This window comes from Streptomyces sp. NPDC000404 (assembly GCF_040300365.1).
Lineage (GTDB): Bacteria > Actinomycetota > Actinomycetes > Streptomycetales > Streptomycetaceae > Streptomyces > Streptomyces ramulosus.
Genome location: NZ_JBEPDN010000003.1, coordinates 233,235 through 249,983 on the forward strand (window position 1 = coordinate 233,235; position 16,749 = coordinate 249,983).

At 75.6% G+C, this 16,749-nt stretch carries 16 protein-coding genes; 11 read left to right on the forward strand and 5 right to left on the reverse strand.

Going from position 1 to position 16,749, the window contains the following annotated elements:
- The first annotated feature begins 84 nt into the window (after positions 1 to 84).
- Complete coding sequence (locus ABT345_RS06970) at positions 85 to 996, forward strand: SDR family NAD(P)-dependent oxidoreductase (RefSeq protein ID WP_345088216.1); 912 nt, start codon at positions 85 to 87, stop codon at positions 994 to 996.
- A gap of 160 nt (positions 997 to 1,156) precedes the next feature.
- Positions 1,157 to 2,230: a Zn-dependent alcohol dehydrogenase gene (locus ABT345_RS06975; protein WP_345088214.1), complete on the forward strand. Its 1,074-nt coding sequence runs from the start codon at positions 1,157 to 1,159 to the stop codon at positions 2,228 to 2,230.
- A gap of 44 nt (positions 2,231 to 2,274) precedes the next feature.
- On the opposite strand, the gene ABT345_RS06980 is transcribed toward ABT345_RS06975, so the two are convergent.
- Positions 2,275 to 2,907 carry a flavin reductase family protein gene (locus tag ABT345_RS06980; protein WP_345088212.1) on the reverse strand — a complete coding sequence of 211 codons (633 nt, stop codon included), beginning with the start codon at positions 2,905 to 2,907 and terminating at the stop codon, positions 2,275 to 2,277.
- Positions 2,908 to 3,131: 224 nt separating this feature from the next.
- On the opposite strand from ABT345_RS06980, the gene ABT345_RS06985 reads away from it, so the two are divergent.
- The 3 genes from ABT345_RS06985 to ABT345_RS06995 all read left to right on the forward strand — a co-directional run bounded on the left by ABT345_RS06985 (position 3,132) and on the right by ABT345_RS06995 (position 4,671).
- Positions 3,132 to 3,692, forward strand: a complete 561-nt coding sequence (locus ABT345_RS06985) for an RNA polymerase sigma factor (RefSeq protein WP_345088210.1) — start codon at positions 3,132 to 3,134, stop codon at positions 3,690 to 3,692.
- On the forward strand, positions 3,689 to 4,369 hold the full coding sequence (locus ABT345_RS06990) for a hypothetical protein (protein WP_345088208.1): 681 nt from the start codon (positions 3,689 to 3,691) through the stop codon (positions 4,367 to 4,369). Before ABT345_RS06985 ends, ABT345_RS06990 begins: the two co-directional genes overlap by 4 nt.
- Positions 4,370 to 4,470: 101 nt before the next feature.
- Positions 4,471 to 4,671, forward strand: a complete 201-nt coding sequence (locus ABT345_RS06995) for a hypothetical protein (protein WP_345088205.1) — start codon at positions 4,471 to 4,473, stop codon at positions 4,669 to 4,671.
- A gap of 64 nt (positions 4,672 to 4,735) precedes the next feature.
- On the opposite strand, the gene ABT345_RS07000 is transcribed toward ABT345_RS06995, so the two are convergent.
- Both ABT345_RS07000 and ABT345_RS07005 read right to left on the reverse strand, forming a co-directional pair.
- On the reverse strand, positions 4,736 to 5,599 hold the full coding sequence (locus tag ABT345_RS07000; RefSeq protein WP_345088202.1) for an enoyl-CoA hydratase/isomerase family protein: 864 nt from the start codon (positions 5,597 to 5,599) through the stop codon (positions 4,736 to 4,738).
- Positions 5,600 to 5,762: 163 nt separating this feature from the next.
- Positions 5,763 to 8,009 (reverse strand): acetate--CoA ligase family protein, encoded by a 2,247-nt coding sequence (locus ABT345_RS07005; RefSeq protein ID WP_345088200.1) that lies wholly within the window; start codon positions 8,007 to 8,009, stop codon positions 5,763 to 5,765.
- A 478-nt stretch (positions 8,010 to 8,487) separates the two neighbouring features.
- On the opposite strand from ABT345_RS07005, the gene ABT345_RS07010 reads away from it, so the two are divergent.
- The 4 genes from ABT345_RS07010 (at position 8,488) to ABT345_RS07025 (ending at position 11,269) form a co-directional block, all read left to right on the forward strand.
- Positions 8,488 to 8,940, forward strand: a complete 453-nt coding sequence (locus ABT345_RS07010) for a DoxX family protein (RefSeq protein ID WP_345088198.1) — start codon at positions 8,488 to 8,490, stop codon at positions 8,938 to 8,940.
- Positions 8,937 to 9,404, forward strand: coding sequence for a Zn-ribbon domain-containing OB-fold protein (locus ABT345_RS07015; RefSeq protein ID WP_345088196.1), 468 nt, complete (start codon positions 8,937 to 8,939; stop codon positions 9,402 to 9,404). Before ABT345_RS07010 ends, ABT345_RS07015 begins: the two co-directional genes overlap by 4 nt.
- Before the next feature lie 145 nt (positions 9,405 to 9,549).
- Positions 9,550 to 10,038, forward strand: a complete 489-nt coding sequence (locus ABT345_RS07020) for a GNAT family N-acetyltransferase (RefSeq protein WP_345088617.1) — start codon at positions 9,550 to 9,552, stop codon at positions 10,036 to 10,038.
- 349 nt (positions 10,039 to 10,387) lie between these two features.
- On the forward strand, positions 10,388 to 11,269 hold the full coding sequence (locus ABT345_RS07025; RefSeq protein WP_345088193.1) for an alpha/beta fold hydrolase: 882 nt from the start codon (positions 10,388 to 10,390) through the stop codon (positions 11,267 to 11,269).
- Between the two features lie 128 nt (positions 11,270 to 11,397).
- Here ABT345_RS07025 and ABT345_RS07030 read toward each other — a convergent pair whose 3' ends face one another.
- A complete protein-coding gene (locus ABT345_RS07030) occupies positions 11,398 to 12,129 on the reverse strand; it encodes a pyridoxine/pyridoxamine 5'-phosphate oxidase (protein ID WP_345088191.1) in 732 nt (243 codons plus the stop codon).
- Between the two features lie 728 nt (positions 12,130 to 12,857).
- Between ABT345_RS07030 and ABT345_RS07035 the strand changes: the two genes are divergently transcribed.
- Positions 12,858 to 14,027, forward strand: a complete 1,170-nt coding sequence (locus ABT345_RS07035) for a macrolide family glycosyltransferase (RefSeq protein ID WP_345088615.1) — start codon at positions 12,858 to 12,860, stop codon at positions 14,025 to 14,027.
- A 40-nt stretch (positions 14,028 to 14,067) separates the two neighbouring features.
- Here the strand turns inward: ABT345_RS07035 and ABT345_RS07040 are convergent, their stop codons facing one another.
- Positions 14,068 to 15,267, reverse strand: coding sequence for a thiolase C-terminal domain-containing protein (locus ABT345_RS07040; RefSeq protein WP_345088188.1), 1,200 nt, complete (start codon positions 15,265 to 15,267; stop codon positions 14,068 to 14,070).
- Between the two features lie 270 nt (positions 15,268 to 15,537).
- On the opposite strand from ABT345_RS07040, the gene ABT345_RS07045 reads away from it, so the two are divergent.
- On the forward strand, positions 15,538 to 16,746 hold the full coding sequence (locus ABT345_RS07045) for an acyl-CoA dehydrogenase family protein (RefSeq protein ID WP_345088186.1): 1,209 nt from the start codon (positions 15,538 to 15,540) through the stop codon (positions 16,744 to 16,746).
- Positions 16,747 to 16,749: the final 3 nt, after the last annotated feature.

The window sequence follows — 16,749 nt, forward strand, 5'->3', positions numbered from 1 at the left end:
GCGGGTTCGGCCCGGGGTCTTGTGTTCGTCCCGGGACTGCTCAAAAATCTAACGATCCGTCAGAAACTTTGGGAGGGTCGCGGCATGGGCAACTTCTTGGCCGGCAAGGTGATCGCCGTCACGGGGGCGGGGCGCGGCATCGGCCGGGCGGTCGCCCTCGCCTGCGCCGCCCACGGCGCCCGCGTCGTCGTCAACGACTACGGCGTCTCCATCGAGGGCGGCGAGCCGAGCAGCGAGGTCGCGGCGGCGGTCGTGAAGGAGATCACCGCGGCGGGCGGCGAGGCGGTCGCGGTCGCCGACGACGTCGCGACGATGGCCGGCGGGCAGCGGATCGTCGACACCGCGCTGGAGCGCTACGGGCGGATCGACGGCGTGGTCTGCGTCGCCGGGATCCTGCGGGAGCGGATGCTCTTCAACATGACCGAGGAGGAGTGGGACCCGGTGGTCGCCACCCACCTCAAGGGCACCTTCACCCTCTTCCGCGCCGCCTGTGCCGTCATGCGCAAGCAGCGCTCCGGCACGCTCATCGGCTTCACCAGCGGCAACCACCAGGGCAGCGTGGCGCAGGCCAACTACGCCTCGGCGAAGGGCGGCATCATCTCGCTGGTGCGCAGCGCCGCGCTGGGGCTGCACAAGTACGGGGTGACCGCCAACGCGGTGGCGCCCGTCGCGCGCACCCGGATGTCGGCCAACGTGCCGATGGAGCTGACGGAGATCGGCGAGCCCGAGGACGTCGCCGCGTTCGTCGTCTACCTGCTCAGCGACCGGGCCCGGGAGCAGAAGATCACCGGGCAGGTCTACACCGTCGCCGGGCCCAAGATCGCGCTCTGGGCCCAGCCCCGCGAGGTGCGCGCCGCCTACAGCGCCGACGGCTGGACCCCGGAGAAGCTGGCCGAGTCCCTGCCGGCGACCATCGGCACGGACCCGATGCCGATGCTGGCGCAACTGGAGGCGATGGCGGCCGCGGCGGCCAAGGGGGAGCGGCCCAACGGCTGAGGCCGGTACGGGGGCGGGGCGGCGCGCGCGGGCGGCGGACGCCGCGCCCGCCGCCGACGGCCGTGCCCGCTGCCCGCGGCCGTGCCCGTCCGCCCCGTCCGTTCCGCGCGTCCCGCCCGTCTCCCGCCCCGGTCCGGGCGGCCGATCCACGGAGGTTGTGATGAGAGGCGTCATCTTCGACGGTGAGAAGCCCCGGGTCGTCGACGACCTGGAGGTGCGCGACCCCGGGCCCGGTGAGGTGCTGGTCGCCGTCCGGGCGGCCGGGCTGTGCCACAGCGACCTCTCGGTCATCGACGGCACGATCCCCTTCCCGGCGCCGCTGGTCCTCGGGCACGAGGGCGCCGGAGTGGTCGAGGCGGTCGGCCCGGGCGTCTGCCATGTCGAGCCGGGCGACCAGGTCGCGCTGTCCACGCTGGCCAACTGCGGTGCCTGCGCGGAGTGCGACCGGGGGCGGCCGACGATGTGCCGCAAGGCGATCGGGATGCCCGGCACGCCGTTCCGGTGGCGGGGCGCGCCGCTGTACCAGTTCGCGTCGAACTCGGCGTTCGCGGAGCGCACCGTCGTCAAGGCGGTCCAGGCGGTGAAGATCTCCCCCGAGATCCCGGCGGCGTCCGCGGCGCTCATCGGCTGCTCGGTGCTGACCGGCGTCGGCGCGGTGCTCAACCGCGCCAGGGTGGACCGCGGCGACTCTGTGGTGGTCATCGGCGCGGGCGGCGTCGGCCTCAACGTCCTCCAGGGCGCCCGGCTCGCCGGCGCCTCGGTGATCGTCGCGGTGGACGCCAACCCGGCGAAGGAGGCGATGGCCCGGCAGTTCGGCGCCACGCACTTCATCGACGCCTCCGCCGTGCCCGACAGCGTCAAGGCGGTGAAGGCGCTGCTGCCGACCGGCACCGACCACGCCTTCGAGTGCGTGGGCTCCACCCGCCTCATCCGGCAGGCGGTCGACCTGCTCGACCGGCACGGCCAGGCGGTCCTGCTGGGCGTCCCGCCCGCCACCGCCGAGGCGTCGTTCCTGGTGTCGTCGATGTATCTCGACAAGGCGATCCTGGGCTGCCGCTACGGCTCCGCCCGCCCGCAGCGCGACATCGCCCTCTACGCCCGCCTCTACCGCGAGGGACGGCTGCTCCTCGACGAGCTGGTCAGCGCGACCTACCCGGTGGAGGACTTCGCCCGGGCGGCGGACGACGCCCACCACGGGCGGGTGGCGCGCGGGGTGCTGACCTTCCCGCGGTGACGGGCGCGCCGGGGGCGCGGACCACCCGGGCCCGCGCCTCCGGCTCACGCCTCCCGGAAGGTCCCGAAGGCCCCGCGGTGGAAGAGGAGGGGCCCGTCGGCCGCCGCCGTCGCGTCCGTCCCCAGGGCCTCGACCCGGCCGACCACGAGGAGATGGTCGCCGCCGGTGTGCACCGCGTGGACGGTGCAGTCGATCCACGCCGGTACGCCGTCGAGGCGGGGCGCCCCGGTCGCCGGCGCGGGCGTGTGCCGCACCCCGGCGAACTTGTCGGCCCCGCTGACCGCGAACGCCCGGCACAGCGCGCCCTGCCCGGCGCCCAGCACGTTGACGCAGAAGACCCCGGCGCGGGCGATCCGCGGCCAGGTCGTCGACGTACGGGCGACCATGAACGTCACCAGCGGCGGGTCCAGGGAGAGCGAGGCGAAGGACTGGCAGGCGAAACCGGCCGGTCCGCTGCCGCCCTTTGCCGGGGCGGGCGCGGTGACGACCGTGACGCCGCTGGCGAAGTGCCCCAGGGCGGCGCGGAACGCGGCCGGATCGCACGGCGCGCGCTCGCCGTCACGGACCGCCCGCAGCGGCCGCCGGGGCGCCGTGGCGGGGGCGCCGGCCGAGGCCGGGGTGCCGGTCGAACGCAGATAGCGGACGGCCGCCGCCGCCATTCCCGCATGTCCCATCATGGCTTCATTGAAGCTGACGCATCGTCAGATGTGAAGCGTTGCGGGGGTCATGAGGCGCTACGGAAAAGGGAGTTGACCCTCACGGGTGGTTTGGCGGATCCGGGACGGCGAACGACGGACATTTTCGGCCGACGGCCGACAACGGCCTGATTTGCTGCCCACCGTGCGGGTAGCGTCCACCCCGGCCGCGACCGTAACCGAGTAACGGGGGAGGGTTCCGGTACATGGCCGATGTGATGCCGTCATCATCCGCGTCCGCCGCGTCACCGACCTTCGACGAAGTCTTCTGCGGGCTGCTGCCGCGCCTCTACCGGCGCGCGGTGATGCTGGCGGGCTCGCGCCACTCCGCGGAGGACGTGGTGCACGAGACCTACCTCAAGCTCGTGCAACGCCCACAGCGCTTTCTCGCCCATCCGGAGCCGTACGCCTATGCGTTCACCACCGCCCTCAACATCGCCCGCGACGCGTACCGGAAAAATGGCCGACAGGTGCTGGTCGACGCCGTCGAGGGCTTCGGGGAGGAGACCGCCCCGGCGGATCCCGGAGGGTGGGACGGCGGGCTGGAGCGCCGCCACGCCGAGCTGGAGGCGGTGCGCATGCTGGGCCTGCTCACTCACCGGCAGGCGGGCATCGTCATCCTCGTCGACCTCGACGGCTACACCCTCGACCAGGCCGCCAAGATCTTGAAGGTGCACCGCGGAACGGCCGCCCGGCACCGGGCCCGCGCCCTGGACAGGCTCCGCGCCCACCTCGTTGAATCGGACCGGGGACGGTCGGGGAGGTGAACGGCACGGTGGGCACGGGACGCAGACACGACGACCCCGCCGCGGCCGCCCACGGGGGCGGGCCGGGCGGCGGCGGGCCTGCCCGCACGGGCGGGCCGGACGGCGGCGGCGAGGACGCGGTGGGGCTGCTGCGGGAGCGGTTGCGCCGCGCCGACGAGGCGATCGAGACGCCCCCGGGGCTGTGGGCGCGCGTCCGGGAGACGCCGCCCGAGCGCCGCACCGCCCCGCTCGCGCTGCGCCGCCGCCGGCCGTACGCCACGGCGTTCGTGGTCGCCGCGGCGGTGGCGGCGGTGACGCTGGGCGTGTGGTGGGCGGTGCGCCCCGGCGCCGCGCCGCCGCGCCCGGCCGCGCCCCCGACCGTCCCGGTGGCCGTCTACAACACCGAACCGGTCTGCCGCGGCAGCCACACGCTGGAGTGCGCGCTGCGGCTGGCCAAGGACCCCTACCGGCGCTACGCCGACCGCGGCAACGCCGCGGGGCGGGTCTGGCACGGCGACGTCCTGGCGGCCCGCTGCGTGGTCACCGACGGCGTCATGGTCCGCGACGAACAGGGGCTGACCTCCACCCGCTGGTACCGCGTCAGCACGGCGCGGGGCGTGGCGGGCTGGCTGCCCGGGGTGCGGACCCGCAACACCCGCGAGGTGCCGGTGTGCACCGCGCGCGAGAGCAAGCTGTGACACGCCTCACCCAGGGCGGTGTCATACGGATCGGGAGGCCCGGCCGTATGAGGGATGCCGGGTCCGCACTGCACGGGAGAGCAGCGATGAAGGTACGAGCCATGTTCAACGGAGCCGTCGGCGCCGGGGTCCTCACCGTCGGACTGCTGGGCGCGGCGGGCGCCGTCACCGCGTCGTCGTCGGTGGACGGCGACGGGGCACCGGCCGCGGTCGACCGGGTGGTACCGGCTCAGCCGGGCCCGCCGGGGGAGGGGCCGCCGGGCCCCGCCGCGCCGCGGGTCCCGGCCCAGCGCACCCGGTAGGGCGCGTCCGCGAAGTCCCGCCTGCCCTGCGCGACGACGGGACTTCACGGACCCGCCCCGTGCGTCAGCGCCCCCGGTAGACGGGGGTGCGGCGGTCCACGAACGCGGCGACGCCCTCCTGGGCGTCCGCCGTGGTCATGATCAGCTCCTGGGCGGTCGCCTCGGCCGCGAACGCCGCGCCGCGGTCGCCGTCCAGGGAGGCGTTGACCAGCTGTTTGGTGAAGGCGAGCGCCCTGGTGGGGGCGGCGGCCAGCCGGTCGGCCCACTCCCGGGCGCGCTGCGGCAGTTCGTCGTCGGGGACCACCCGGTTGACCAGGCCCAGCCGCGCGGCGTCCGCGGCGGGCAGCGCGTCCCCGAAGAACATCAGCTCCTTCGCCCGCTGCGGTCCGATCAGCCGCGGCAGCAGATAGGCGCCGCCGCCGTCCGGCACCAGACCGCGGCGGACGAACACCTCGATGAACCGCGCCGATTCGGCCGCGAGCACCAGATCGCAGGCGAACGCCAGATGCGCGCCGAGCCCGGCGGCGGTGCCGTTGACGGCCGCGAGCACCGGCTTCTCGCAGTCCAGCACCGCGCCGATGAGCCGCTGCGCACCGCCCCGGATCAGCCGCGCCACGTCCCCGGCCACCCGCTCCCCGGACCCGGCCGTGCGGGTGGCGCGCAGGTCCGCCCCGGCGCAGAACCCCTTGCCCCGCGCGGTGATCAGCACGGCCCGCACCGCCGGGTCGGCGGAGGCCTGCGCGAGCCGGTCGATGAGGCGTTCGCGCTGGTCAGGGGTGAGGGCGTTATGGGCGTCGGGCCGGTTGAGGGTGACCGTGGCGACGCCGTTGTCAGTGGTGTGCAGTATCAAGGAATCCGAGGCGCCGGCCGCCGTGCCGGACGCGTCACGGGTTCCGGGGGAATCGGGGGAGAAGGGGGCGGAGGTCATGGGGGCGTGGCTCCTGGTGGGGTGGGTTCGGTGGGTGTGGGCGCTGCTCCGGTGGCGCCCGGGCGCGGGCCGTGGCGCTGGGTCGGGGCCGGCGGGCGGGGTGCCGCAGGGCCCGGCGGGCGGTACGCGGCCGGGCGCCGGGCGCGGGCCGGTGCGGGGCCGGTCAGTGGCAGACGGCGAGCGCGTCCAGCGCCACCGCGCCCTGGCCCCGGGGCAGCACCACGAGCGGGTTGATGTCCAGCTCGGCGAGGCCGCCGTCGAGTTCGAGCGCCATCCGCTGGACCCGCAGCACCACCTCCACCAGCGCGTCCACGTCCGCCGGCGGTGCGCCGCGGACGCCCGACAGCAGGGCGTGGCCGCGCAGTTCGCCGAGCATCGCGCGGGCCTGCTCCTCCCCGAAGGGCGGCACGCCGACCGCGACGTCCCGCAGCACCTCCACGAGCACCCCGCCGAGCCCGACGGTCACCGTCGGCCCGAAGAGGCTGTCGCGGGTGACGCCCACGACCATCTCGACGCCCCGCTCGATCATCTGGCAGACCAGCACCCCGTCCAGCGGCACGCCCTCGCAGCGGGCGATCTCGGTCAGCTCGCGATAGGCGTCGCGGACCTGGCTGGCGGAGGTCAGCCCCACCTTGACCAGACCGAGTTCGCTCTTGTGCGCCAGCTGCGGCCCGGACGCCTTCATGACGACGGGGTAGCCGACCAGGCTCGCCGCCCGCACCGCCGCCGCCGCGCTGGTCACCAGCTGCTCGCGCGGTACGCGGATGCCGTACGCCCGCAGCAGCTGCTTCGCCGCGTGCTCGCTGAGCCGGTTGCCCGGGCGCAGCAGGGCGCGGGCCTTGCGGGCGGACGGCGAGAGGGTGCGCGGGGCGTCGTCGAAGGGGGAGCGGTAGCCGGCGGTGAAGCGGTGGTGGCCGAGGTAGGCGGCGACGGCCGTGACGCAGTTGCCGAAGGTGCGGAAGGTCGCCACCCGCGAGGAGCCCAGCAGCGTGCTGCGGTACGCCTCCTCGGTGCCGACGGGCGAACCCCACACCACGCACACCAGCTTGTCGGTGCGCTCGGCGGCGGCCACCAGATCCCGGGCGAGCTTGTCGCTCATCGGCGGGAAGGGGCCGGTGATCGGGCAGATCAGCACGCCGATGGACGGGTCGTCCAGGATCGCGTCGATGATCTTCGGGCCGCGCCGGTCGCCGACGGGGTGGCCGCCGTTGTCGATCGGGTTGGCGACGTTCAGGTAGTCGGGTATCCACTGGTGCAGTTCGGCCTGTTTGGCGTCGGAGAGGACGGGCAGCCGCAGCCCCGCGGCGGTCGCCAGGTCCGCGAAGTGGGCGCCGGTGCCCCCGGAGATCGAATAGACCGCGACGCCCTCGGCGAGCGGCTTACGGGCCCGGGCCAGCAGCGCCGCGGTGTCCTGCAGCTCGTCCAGCCCGTCCACCCGGATGACGCCGAACTGCCGCATCGCCGCGTCGATGACGCCGTCCGCCCCGGTGAGCTTGCCGGTGTGGGAGGCGGCGGTGCGGGCGCCGGTCTCGGTGCGGCCGACCTTCACGGCGACGACCGGCACGCCCTCGCGGGCGGCGTGGTCGGCGGCGAGGAGGAAGCTGCGGCCGTCCTTGAGCCCTTCCACATAGGCGGCGATGGCGCCGACCTCGGGACGGGAGGCGAAATAGGAGAGGAAGTCGGCGGTCTCCAGATCGGCCTCGTTGCCGGTCGGGGCCCAGTGCGTCAGGCGGATGCCCAGTTCCTGGAGGGCGAAGACCGGACGGCCCTGGTGGCCTGACTGGGTGATCAGGGCGATGGCCGGTCCGTCGAGGTCGTCGCGGAACGACTCGAAGGCGTTGAGGTTGGTGTTCGGCCCGAGCAGCCGTACGCCGGAGCGCCGGACGGCGTCCGCGAGGCGGTCCTGCGCGGCGGCGCCGTCCGCGCCGGTCTCGGCGAAGCCGGAGGCGAACGCCACCGCGAACCGCACCCCGGCCGCCGGCAGTTGCTCGATGACCGGCACCGGGTCGGCGACGAGCAGCACCGCCAGGTCGACCGGTTCCGGGAGGTCGGCGACGGCCGGATGGCAGGGGCGGCCGAAGACGGTCGCCCGGCCGGGGTTCACCGGGTGCAGCCGGGCGCCGACGCGGTCGGCCCAGGCGATCAGCTGCCGGGTGATGCCGGCGTTGGGTCGGCCCTCGCTGTCGGACGCGCCGACGACCGCCACCGACGCGGGCCGGAAGAAGCGGTCCAGGTCGGGTACGGCGGCGGACAGCGGGCGGCCGCTGACGTCGAGGTCGGCCGCGGGCCCAGGGTGCCCGCCGGCCGGGCCGACCGTGCCGTGTGCGGTGTGGGGTGGTTGCTCCCCGCAGGCCACGACGCGGGCCGGGCGGGAGTGAGTGCTGAGGGTGCCGTGAGTCGATCCAAGCATCGCAGTCGCCCGCTCCTCTGTGACGGCGGCTCTCCGGGGGCGCGGCCGGACGCGGCGGCGCGGCGCCGGGGCGCACCGCCTCGCCGCCGCCGTCCTGCTGACGCGCGGTCAGATTACTGGAACTGACGGTCTGTCAGGAATGGGGCTGCACGGGAAAGGTTCCGAACGGCGTCCTGCCTCGCTCCGGCCTCTTGCGTGCCCGCACCCGGATCGGCTGAACTGGCCGGGCCCGTAACTGACGTAGCGTCAGAAGTGATGGGGGCGGTGTCGGTGGCCGCCGAAGGTGATCCGTGGCCGGGGGCCGGTGATCGGCGAGCGGAGGCCGGAGGCCGGAGACCGGTGGCCGGGGCCGGAGGCGGAGCGCTGGCCACCGGCCACCGGTCATCGGTCGCCGCTCACCGGCAACCGGCACCGGTCACCGCTCGCGCCCCGGCGGCGCTCGTCAGGCGAAGGGGCCCTTCGAAGGAGGATGCGCGCGATGCAGACGATCTGGCTCGGCGGGGCCGAATGGCTCGCCGTGCTCCGTATCGGCCTCGGCCTGTGGTGGCTGGAGAGCTGGCGGCACAAGGACAGGAAGGCGTGGTTCACGCGCGGCACCGGCATCGCCTGGGCCGCGGACGTCGCGGAAAAGCACCGCTGGCCCGCGGTGCGACGAGGGTTCGACGTGGTCGTGCGGCCGTACCCGAAGACGATGGCGTACGTCGTCGTGTACGCGGAACTGGCCCTCGGGCTCGGGCTGGTGCTCGGCTTCCTCACCCCGGTCGCCCTGGCCTGCGGGGCGCTGCTCAACCTCCTCTACCTGGTCCTGATGATCCACGACTGGGCGGAGCAGGGGCAGAACGGCATGATGGCGCTGATCTCGCTGGTCGGCCTCTTCGCGATGTGCGGCCAGACCTGGTCGCTGGACGCGGCGCTGGGGCTGTTCCGGTGACGGGCGGGACGGCGAGCGGGAGCGGCGCGGCCCGCTTCGACCTGCCGGAGGCCGATGCTTTCACCCGCCCGTACTGGGAGGCGGCCGCGGCCGGGCGGTTGCTGGTGCGCCGGTGCCGGGCCGAGGGGTGCGGCGCGGCGCACCACTATCCGCGCGAGTTCTGCCCGTACTGCTGGAGCGAGGACGTGGTGTGGGAGCAGGCCGGCGGCCGCGCCACGCTCTACACCTGGTCGGTGGTGCACCGTAACGACCTGCCGCCGTTCGGCGAGCGCGTGCCGTACGTCGCCGCCGTGGTGGACCTCGCCGAGGGGCCCCGGATGATGACCCGGATCGTGGACTGCCCGGCATCCGCGCTGCGCATCGGGATGGCGCTGCGGGTCGCGTTCCGGAACCTCGGGCCCGGGGACGGGGCGGACGTGATGATCCCGGTGTTCCGGCCGGCGGAGGAGGGCACCGGGACCTGAGGTGTCCGGGTCGCGGAGCGCCCGGTCCGTCGCCCGGTCCGTGAGCCCCGTCCTGCCGCCCGGTCCGTCGCCCGGTCCGTGAGTCCCGGCGGGGGAAAAGTCGGTGGAGCGGGGCCGCGGGCGCGGGCATCCTGTGGCGATGCAGATCCAGATCCGAGAAGCCACCACGGCCGACTGGCCCGCCGTCTGGGCGTTCTTCCGCCCGATCGTCGCCGCCGGTGAGACGTACACCTACCCGCGCGACATCGACGAGGCGAGCGCACGGGAGCTGTGGCTGCTGCGCCCGCCGGGCCGGACCGTCGTCGCCGTGGACGAGGCGGGCACGGTCCTCGGCTCGGCGAAGATGAACCCCAACCACATGGGCGCCGCCGACCACATCGCCGGCGCCAGCTTCATGGTGGATCCGGCCCACGGCGGCCGGGGCGTCGGACGGGCGCTGGGCGAGCACGTCCTCGCGTGGGCGCGCGCCGAGGGGTACCGATCCATGCAGTTCAACGCGGTGGTGGAGACCAACACCGGCGCCGTGGCCCTGTGGCGCTCGCTCGGCTTCCGGATCCTGACCACCCTCCCGGAGGGCTTCCGGCACCCGACCAAGGGATACGTGGGGCTGCACATCATGTTCCGGGAGCTGTGACGCGGAGGGGAGCGGGCGGGGCGCGCCGGGAGCGGACGCGCCCCGGGCCGCGGACGGCGACGAGCGCGCCCCCGGACCTTCGCGGCGTGAAGGACCCTCCCTCGGGCTGAGACGTCGGGCGTCGGGTGTTGGGTGTTGGGCGTCGGGTCTTGGACCTCGGGTCTCGGACGTCGGGCATCGGGTCTCGGACGTGGGGCGTCGGACGTCGGGCATCGGGTCTCGGACGTGGGACATCGGATGTCGGCCGTCGGGCCTCACGTCTCGGGCATCGGGCATCGAGCATCGGGCACAGACATCGGACGTCGAAAGGGGGAGGCGCTCCCGTCCCCCCTTCCGGCAGACTGCCGGTATGCCGACCATCGACGTAGCGCCCGGAATCTCCCTCGCCCATGAGTGCTTCGGCGACCCCGAGGACACCCCGGTACTGCTCGTGATGGGGCTCGCCTCGCAGATGATCTCCTGGGACGAGGGCCTCTGCCGGGCGCTCGCGGACCGCGGCCGCTATGTGATCCGGTTCGACAACCGCGACTGCGGGCGGTCGACCACGTTCGACGACCACCCCGTCGACCTCGCCCGGTTCATCGAGACCGTCAAGGCGGGAGACCTCACCGCGGCTCTCGCGATGGTGCCGTATCGGCTCACCGACATGGCCGATGACGGGTTCGCGCTGCTCACCGCGCTGGGCATCGAACGCGCCCATGTCGTCGGCGCCTCCATGGGCGGCATGATCGCCCAGCGGATGGCGCTGACCCGGCCGGAGCGGGTGCTGAGTCTGACGTCGATGATGTCCACGACCGGTGAGCCGGAGTACGGCCGTTCCACCCCCGAGGCCCGGGCGGTGCTGTTCGGTCCGCGGCCCGCCGACCGCGAGGGGTACATCGCGGCGGCCGAGCGCGAGCTGGTGTGGGCCTCGAAGCGGTACGGCGACGCCGCGGAGCTGCGGCAGCTGGCCGCCGCGAGCTACGACCGCGGCCACCACCCCGGCGGGATCGGCCGGCAGATGGGCGCGATGGTCCTCGACGGCTCCCGCGCGGACGCGCTCCGCGACCTGCGGGTGCCGACGCTGGTGATCCACGGTCTGGACGACACGCTGGTCGACCCCAGCGGCGGCCGCCGCACCGCGGAGCTGGTGCCCGGCGCCGAACTGCTGCTGGTGCCCGACATGGGCCACGACCGGCCGCGCCCGCTCTGGCCCGACCTCGTCGACGCGATGGCCCGTCACACGGCCTGAGCGCGGGCCGCGGCAGGGGAGCGCTTCCTTGCCGAGCGGGACCGAGAGCCCGGGGGAGTGGAGTACGCGCCGGGCGTCACGGGGCGGACGGGAGCGGGACGACAGGCCCTGCGGTGTGACGACAGTCCTTACGGCCAGAGCAGTTCCCGCCGCCAACTGTCGCCGTCCTTGCGGTAGGTGAGGCGTACGTGGCGGCGCCGGGCGTCGCCCTGGAAGAACTCGGCGGCGTCGGCGCGCAGGAGGTAGCGGGTCCAGTCGGGCACCGGGGCGTCCGGTTCGCGGACCGCGCGGTCCCAGGCGGCTTCGGCGGCGCGGTCCAGTTCGGCGGCCGAGCGAAGCACCTCGCTCTGCCGCCCGACCAGCGCGGCGGCCAGGGAGCCGGTGGACCGCTGGTGCAGCGCGGCGCCGCTCTCCTCGGCCCCGGCCTCGGCCACCGTCCCCTCGATCCGGACCTGGCGGGCGACCGCCGCCCAGTAGAAGAGGAGCGCGGCGCGCGGCCGGGCCGCCAGTTCGCGGCCCTTGCGGCTGCCACGGTGGGAGCCGAAGTGCCAGCCCCGTTCGTCGGCGTCGTGCAGCATCACGATGCGTGCGGAGGGGTTCCCGGCGGCGTCGGCGGTGGCCAGGGTCATGGTGTGCGGCTCGGGCGCTCCGGCCTCGGCGGCCTCGCGCAGCCAGCGGCGGAAGAGCGGCAGCGGGGCGTTCGGCGCCCGCGACGGGTCGAACGACGGCAGCGGATGGTCCCAGACCCGCAGCCCGCGCAGCAGCTCGCGGAAGGCGCGGGCCTCGTCGTGCGGGGCGTCGGGCGACGGGGCGGGGGCCGCGGCGGAGTCCCGGCCCGGGTGCGTGGAGTCTTCGGCCATGGCGGGCAGGGTACGGGGCCGCTGCCGGGCGGCGGGACGGCCGGGAGGGCGTGGCGGGAGCGACGGGAGCGGCACGGTGGTTGTGGCGGGCCGGCCCCGGTAGCAGTGGCGGGCCGATCCCGCCGGCCGCGACGGGCCGGCCCCGGTAGCAATGGCGGGCCGATCCCGCCGGCATGGCGGATCGCCCCCGGCGGCCGCGGCACCCGGCCGATGCACCGCAGGCCGTGACACCGCACCCGGGCCCCGCCGTTCGCACACCGCCCGCGCCCCCGCCCCGGAAAAACCCTTGGCGCCGCCGCCCGCCGTTCGTTTACCGTCCTCGTATGCATCTCTTCCAGATCTACGGCTGATCCGGCCGGGCGCCTGCGCCCGCCCCCGCCCCGCCCCCGGCCCACCGGCCTCGCGCCGGTCCGTGCCGCGTCTCTCCCGTGCCCTTCGTGCGCCCGGGACCGCGGCCGTCTCGTTGCGCCCGGAACCGCGGACGCCTGACGGCGTACGGGTCCGCGGCTGCTCCGCCGTACCCGGGGGTGCGGGCCTTCGTCCGCGTGCCGTCACGCCATCGCGTCCACGCCATCGCGTCCACGGCACCCCGTATGCGTTACCCGTAGATCAAGCAGAGGACTGTCATGCCTGACAACAACACCCCGCGCCCGCACGCCCCTTCCCGTACCTCGGCGCTGGTGCCGCCGGGGGCCGACGCGCCGCTCCGGGGGCGGGCGCATGTGGCCATGGTGGGGACGCCGATGGTCAGCCATGTGCTGCCCGGTCTGGAGATCATCCGTGAGCTGGTGGCGCGCGGACACCGCGTCACCTACGCCAACTCCGACCACGCCGCCGAGCTGATCCGGTCCACCGGCGCCGAGTTCGTCCGCCACACCTCGGTGCTGCCGGTGGCCACCAACATCTGGCCGGACGACCCGGTGGCCGCCGCCTCGCTCTTCCTCGACGAGGCCATCGAGGTCCTTCCGCAGCTGCGGCCCGTCTACGACGCCGACCCCGCGGACCTCTACCTCCACGACGTCGGCGCGTACACCGGCCGGGTGCTGGCCGAGGCGCAGGGCCGGGAACTCCTCCAGCTGTCGCCGACCTTCGTCGGCTGGGACGGCGCCGAGGAGGTGATGGGCGCCGCGTTCGCCGCGCTGCCGGGCGCCGACGCGTACACGGCGCGGTTCGCGGCGTGGCTGGCCGAGTCCGGTGCGACCACCACGGACGTCGCGGAGTTCAGCGGCCGGCCCCGGCAGGCGCTGGCGCTGATCCCGCGGGCCATGCAGCCGCACGCCGATCTGGTCGACCCCGGCCGGGTGACGTTCGTCGGGCCCTGCTCGCGGGGGCGCGCGGACCGTGAGAGCTGGCAGCGGCCGGCCGGCGCCGAGAAGGTGCTGCTGGTCTCGCTGGGCAGCGCGTACACGCGGCAGCCGGAGTTCTACCGGCAGTGCCTCGCGGCGTTCGGGGAGCTGCCCGGGTGGCACGTGGTGCTGCAGATCGGCCGGTACGTCGATCCGGCGGAGCTGGGAGAGGTGCCCGGTAACGTCGAAGTCCGTTCGTGGGTCCCGCAGTTGGCGATCCTGGAGCAGGCGGACGCGTTCGTCACGCACGCCGGGATGGGCAGCTGCGCGGAGGCGCTGGCGTGCGGGGTGCCGATGATCGCGGTGCCGCAGGGCGCCGAGCAGTTCACGAACGCCGACCGCCTCGTCGAACTGGGCGTCGCCCGCCGCCTCGACACCGCCGACGCGACGGCCGGGGCGCTGCGGACGGCGCTGCGGGAGCTGCTGGCCACTCCGGGGCTGGCGTCCCGCGTGGCCGGGCTCCGCGCCGACGCCCGTGCGGAGGGCGGCGCCGCGCGCGCCGCCGACCTGATCGAGGAACGGCTGGAGCGGATCACGGCCGCCAAGGGCTGAGGCCGGGGGCGCCGGGCCCCCGGCCCGGCGCCCGCCACGGCTAGCCCGCCCCCAGCACCACCGTCCCCGACGAGCAGAACCACCCGCCGGTGCCGGAGACGGCCGCCAGCCGCGGCGGGCGCTCGCCTCCGGCGCCGTCGGGCCGGTGGACCTGGCGGCCCTCCCCGGCCGTGCCGCGCAGTTGCCGTACGGCCTCGACCAGCAGGAACAGGCCGCGCATCCCGGGGTGGCAGGCCGACAGGCCGCCGCCGTCGGTGTTGACGGGCAGCGCACCGTCCCGCAGCAGCCGCCCCTCCCCGACGAACGTGCCGCCCTCGCCCTTCGCGCAGAAGCCCAGGTCCTCCAGCGTCACCAGGGTCATATAGGTGAAGGCGTCGTAGAGCTGGGCGATCTCGATCTCGTCGGGGCGGATCCCGGCGCGCTCGAAGGCGAGGCGGCCGGAGACCGCGGCGGGGGAGACGGTGAAGTCCTCCCACTCCGACATCGTGGAGTGGGAGACGGCGGTACCGGAGCCGAGCACCCACACCGGGGGCGCGGCGAGGTCCGCGGCGAGGTCCTCGGCGACCAGCAGGACGGCGCAGCCGCCGTCCGAGCGGATGCAGCAGTGCAGTTTGGTGAACGGGTCGGCGATCACCGGCCCGGACAGGACCTCGTCGACGGTGATCGGGTCCCGGTACAGGGCGTCCGGGTTGGTGGCCGCGTTGGCCCGCGCCTGGACGGCGACCTCGGCCAGCTGCTCCGGCGTCGTGCCGTATCGGTGCATGTGGCGGCGGGCGGCCATGGCGTACTTGGAGATCAGGGTGTGCCCGTAGGGGACCTCGAACTGGAGGGGGCCGCGGGCGCCGAACGAGAGGTTGGCGGTGCGGCGCCGGGCCTTGAGATCGGCGCGGGCGGTGGAGCCGTAGACCAGCAGGACCGCGCGGGCGTGGCCGGCGGCGATGGCGTCGGCGGCGTGGGCGGCCATCACCTCCCAGGTGGCGCCGCCCACCGACGTCGAATCCACCCAGGTGGGACGCAGTCCCAGATACTCCGCGACCTCGACCGGGGCCAGCGTGCCGAGCCCGGCGGAGGCGAATCCGTCGATGTCCGTCCGCGCGAGTCCGGAGTCCGCAAGCGCCCGGCGCGCGGCCTGGGCGTGCAGTGCGTACGCGGTGGCGTCGTCCACCCGCCCGCAGTCGGACAGGGCGACTCCGGCGACGGCGACCTTGCGCTTCCCGTAGGGGTTCCCTGACGGCGTCATGAATCTGACGGTACATCAGATACGCCGCCCCGGGCAGTGGCGGATCGGCTCGGGGGTGCCGCTGAACTCCGGCCCTCTCCCGGGCCCTTCGGGTCGCCGCAGGAGTTGGTGACAGGGGCTGGGAAAGTCCGCACCCCGTCCTTACCATGACGAGCCGTCAGATTCCGCGAGGGCCGGCCCGCCGGTGCGCGGGGGCCGCGCCGGGCCCGAGGGCCGGGCGCCCGCCGCCGTACGGAGGGACGTTGCCGCACGGCCGGGAGGAGCCCGCCGATGGACGCCGCGACCACCGAGGAACAGGAAGAGTTCCGCCGCACCCTGCGCGCCCAGCTGCGCGGCGGGCCCCGTCCGGAGGAGGGCGGGGCCGACCCCGGGAGCGAGTGGCGGCGGCTCGCGGAGCGCGCGGGGCTGGCCGGGGCCGCCCTGCCGGCCGCGTACGGCGGAGGCGGCGGCGGGCCCGTCGCGCTCGCCGTCGCCTGCGAGGAGAGCGGCCGGACGCTGCGGCCGTCGCCGCTGTTCGCCACCGCCGTGCTCACCGCCCCGCTGCTGCTCGCCCTCGGCACCGAGCCGCAGCGCGAGGCGCTGCTGCCGCGCTGCGCCGCCGGGGAGCTGACCTGCGCCACCGCCGTCCCCGCGGGCCGGCTCGGCACCGCGCTCGCGCTCACCGGCCCGAACGGCGGCGACTGGGCGGGCGGCGGCCGCGCCGGTGGCGTCCAGGCGCGCAAGGTACCCGGCGGCCCCGGGCGGTCCCCGGCCGACGGCGGCCGGTGGCTGCTCTACGGCGAGGCGGCGCGGGTCCCGGACGGGCACACCGCCGGGCTCCTGCTGGTCGCCGCGCACACCGGCGGCTTCGCCCGCAGCCGCACCCGGCTCTTCCTGGTCCGCGCCGAGGCGCCGGGGCTGCGGCGGAGCGCGCTGCCCACGGCGCCCGGCGAACGGCCCTGCGCCCGCCTCGAACTCCGTCAGGTGGAGGGCGAACTGCTCGGCGCGGAGGAGGCCGGGCCGGTCGGCGGGCGGAGCCCGGAGCGGGCCGCCCTCGCCGCCGTCGGGGCGGCCGCCGCCGCGGCGCTGGCGGCGGAGACGGCAGGTGCGGCCGATGCGGTGCTGTGCCGCGCCGCCGCCCGGGTACGCGACGGGGGCGCCCCGGCGGGCGACGGGGCGCGCGTCGCTGAGCTGCACGCCGCCGTCCGGGCCGTCCGCGCCGCCGCGTACGCCGCCGCCGGATCCGCCGAACCGGGCGCCGGCGCGCTGGCGCTGGCCCAGGCCCTTCAGACGCAGCGGGCGGTGGCGGCCCAGGTCGCGCCGCCCGGGGACGACGGGGCGGTGTACGCGCGGCGGGCGGCCGGCGACGAGCTGCTGCTGGGGCCCGTGCACCGGCTGCGGGAGCGGGCGGCCGAGGAGGCGGGGCTGTTCGCCACCGGGGAGCGCGGGCGGACCGGGCCGCCCGAGGGCAGCGCGGCGGCCGTGGCGGGCGCCCGGTGAGCG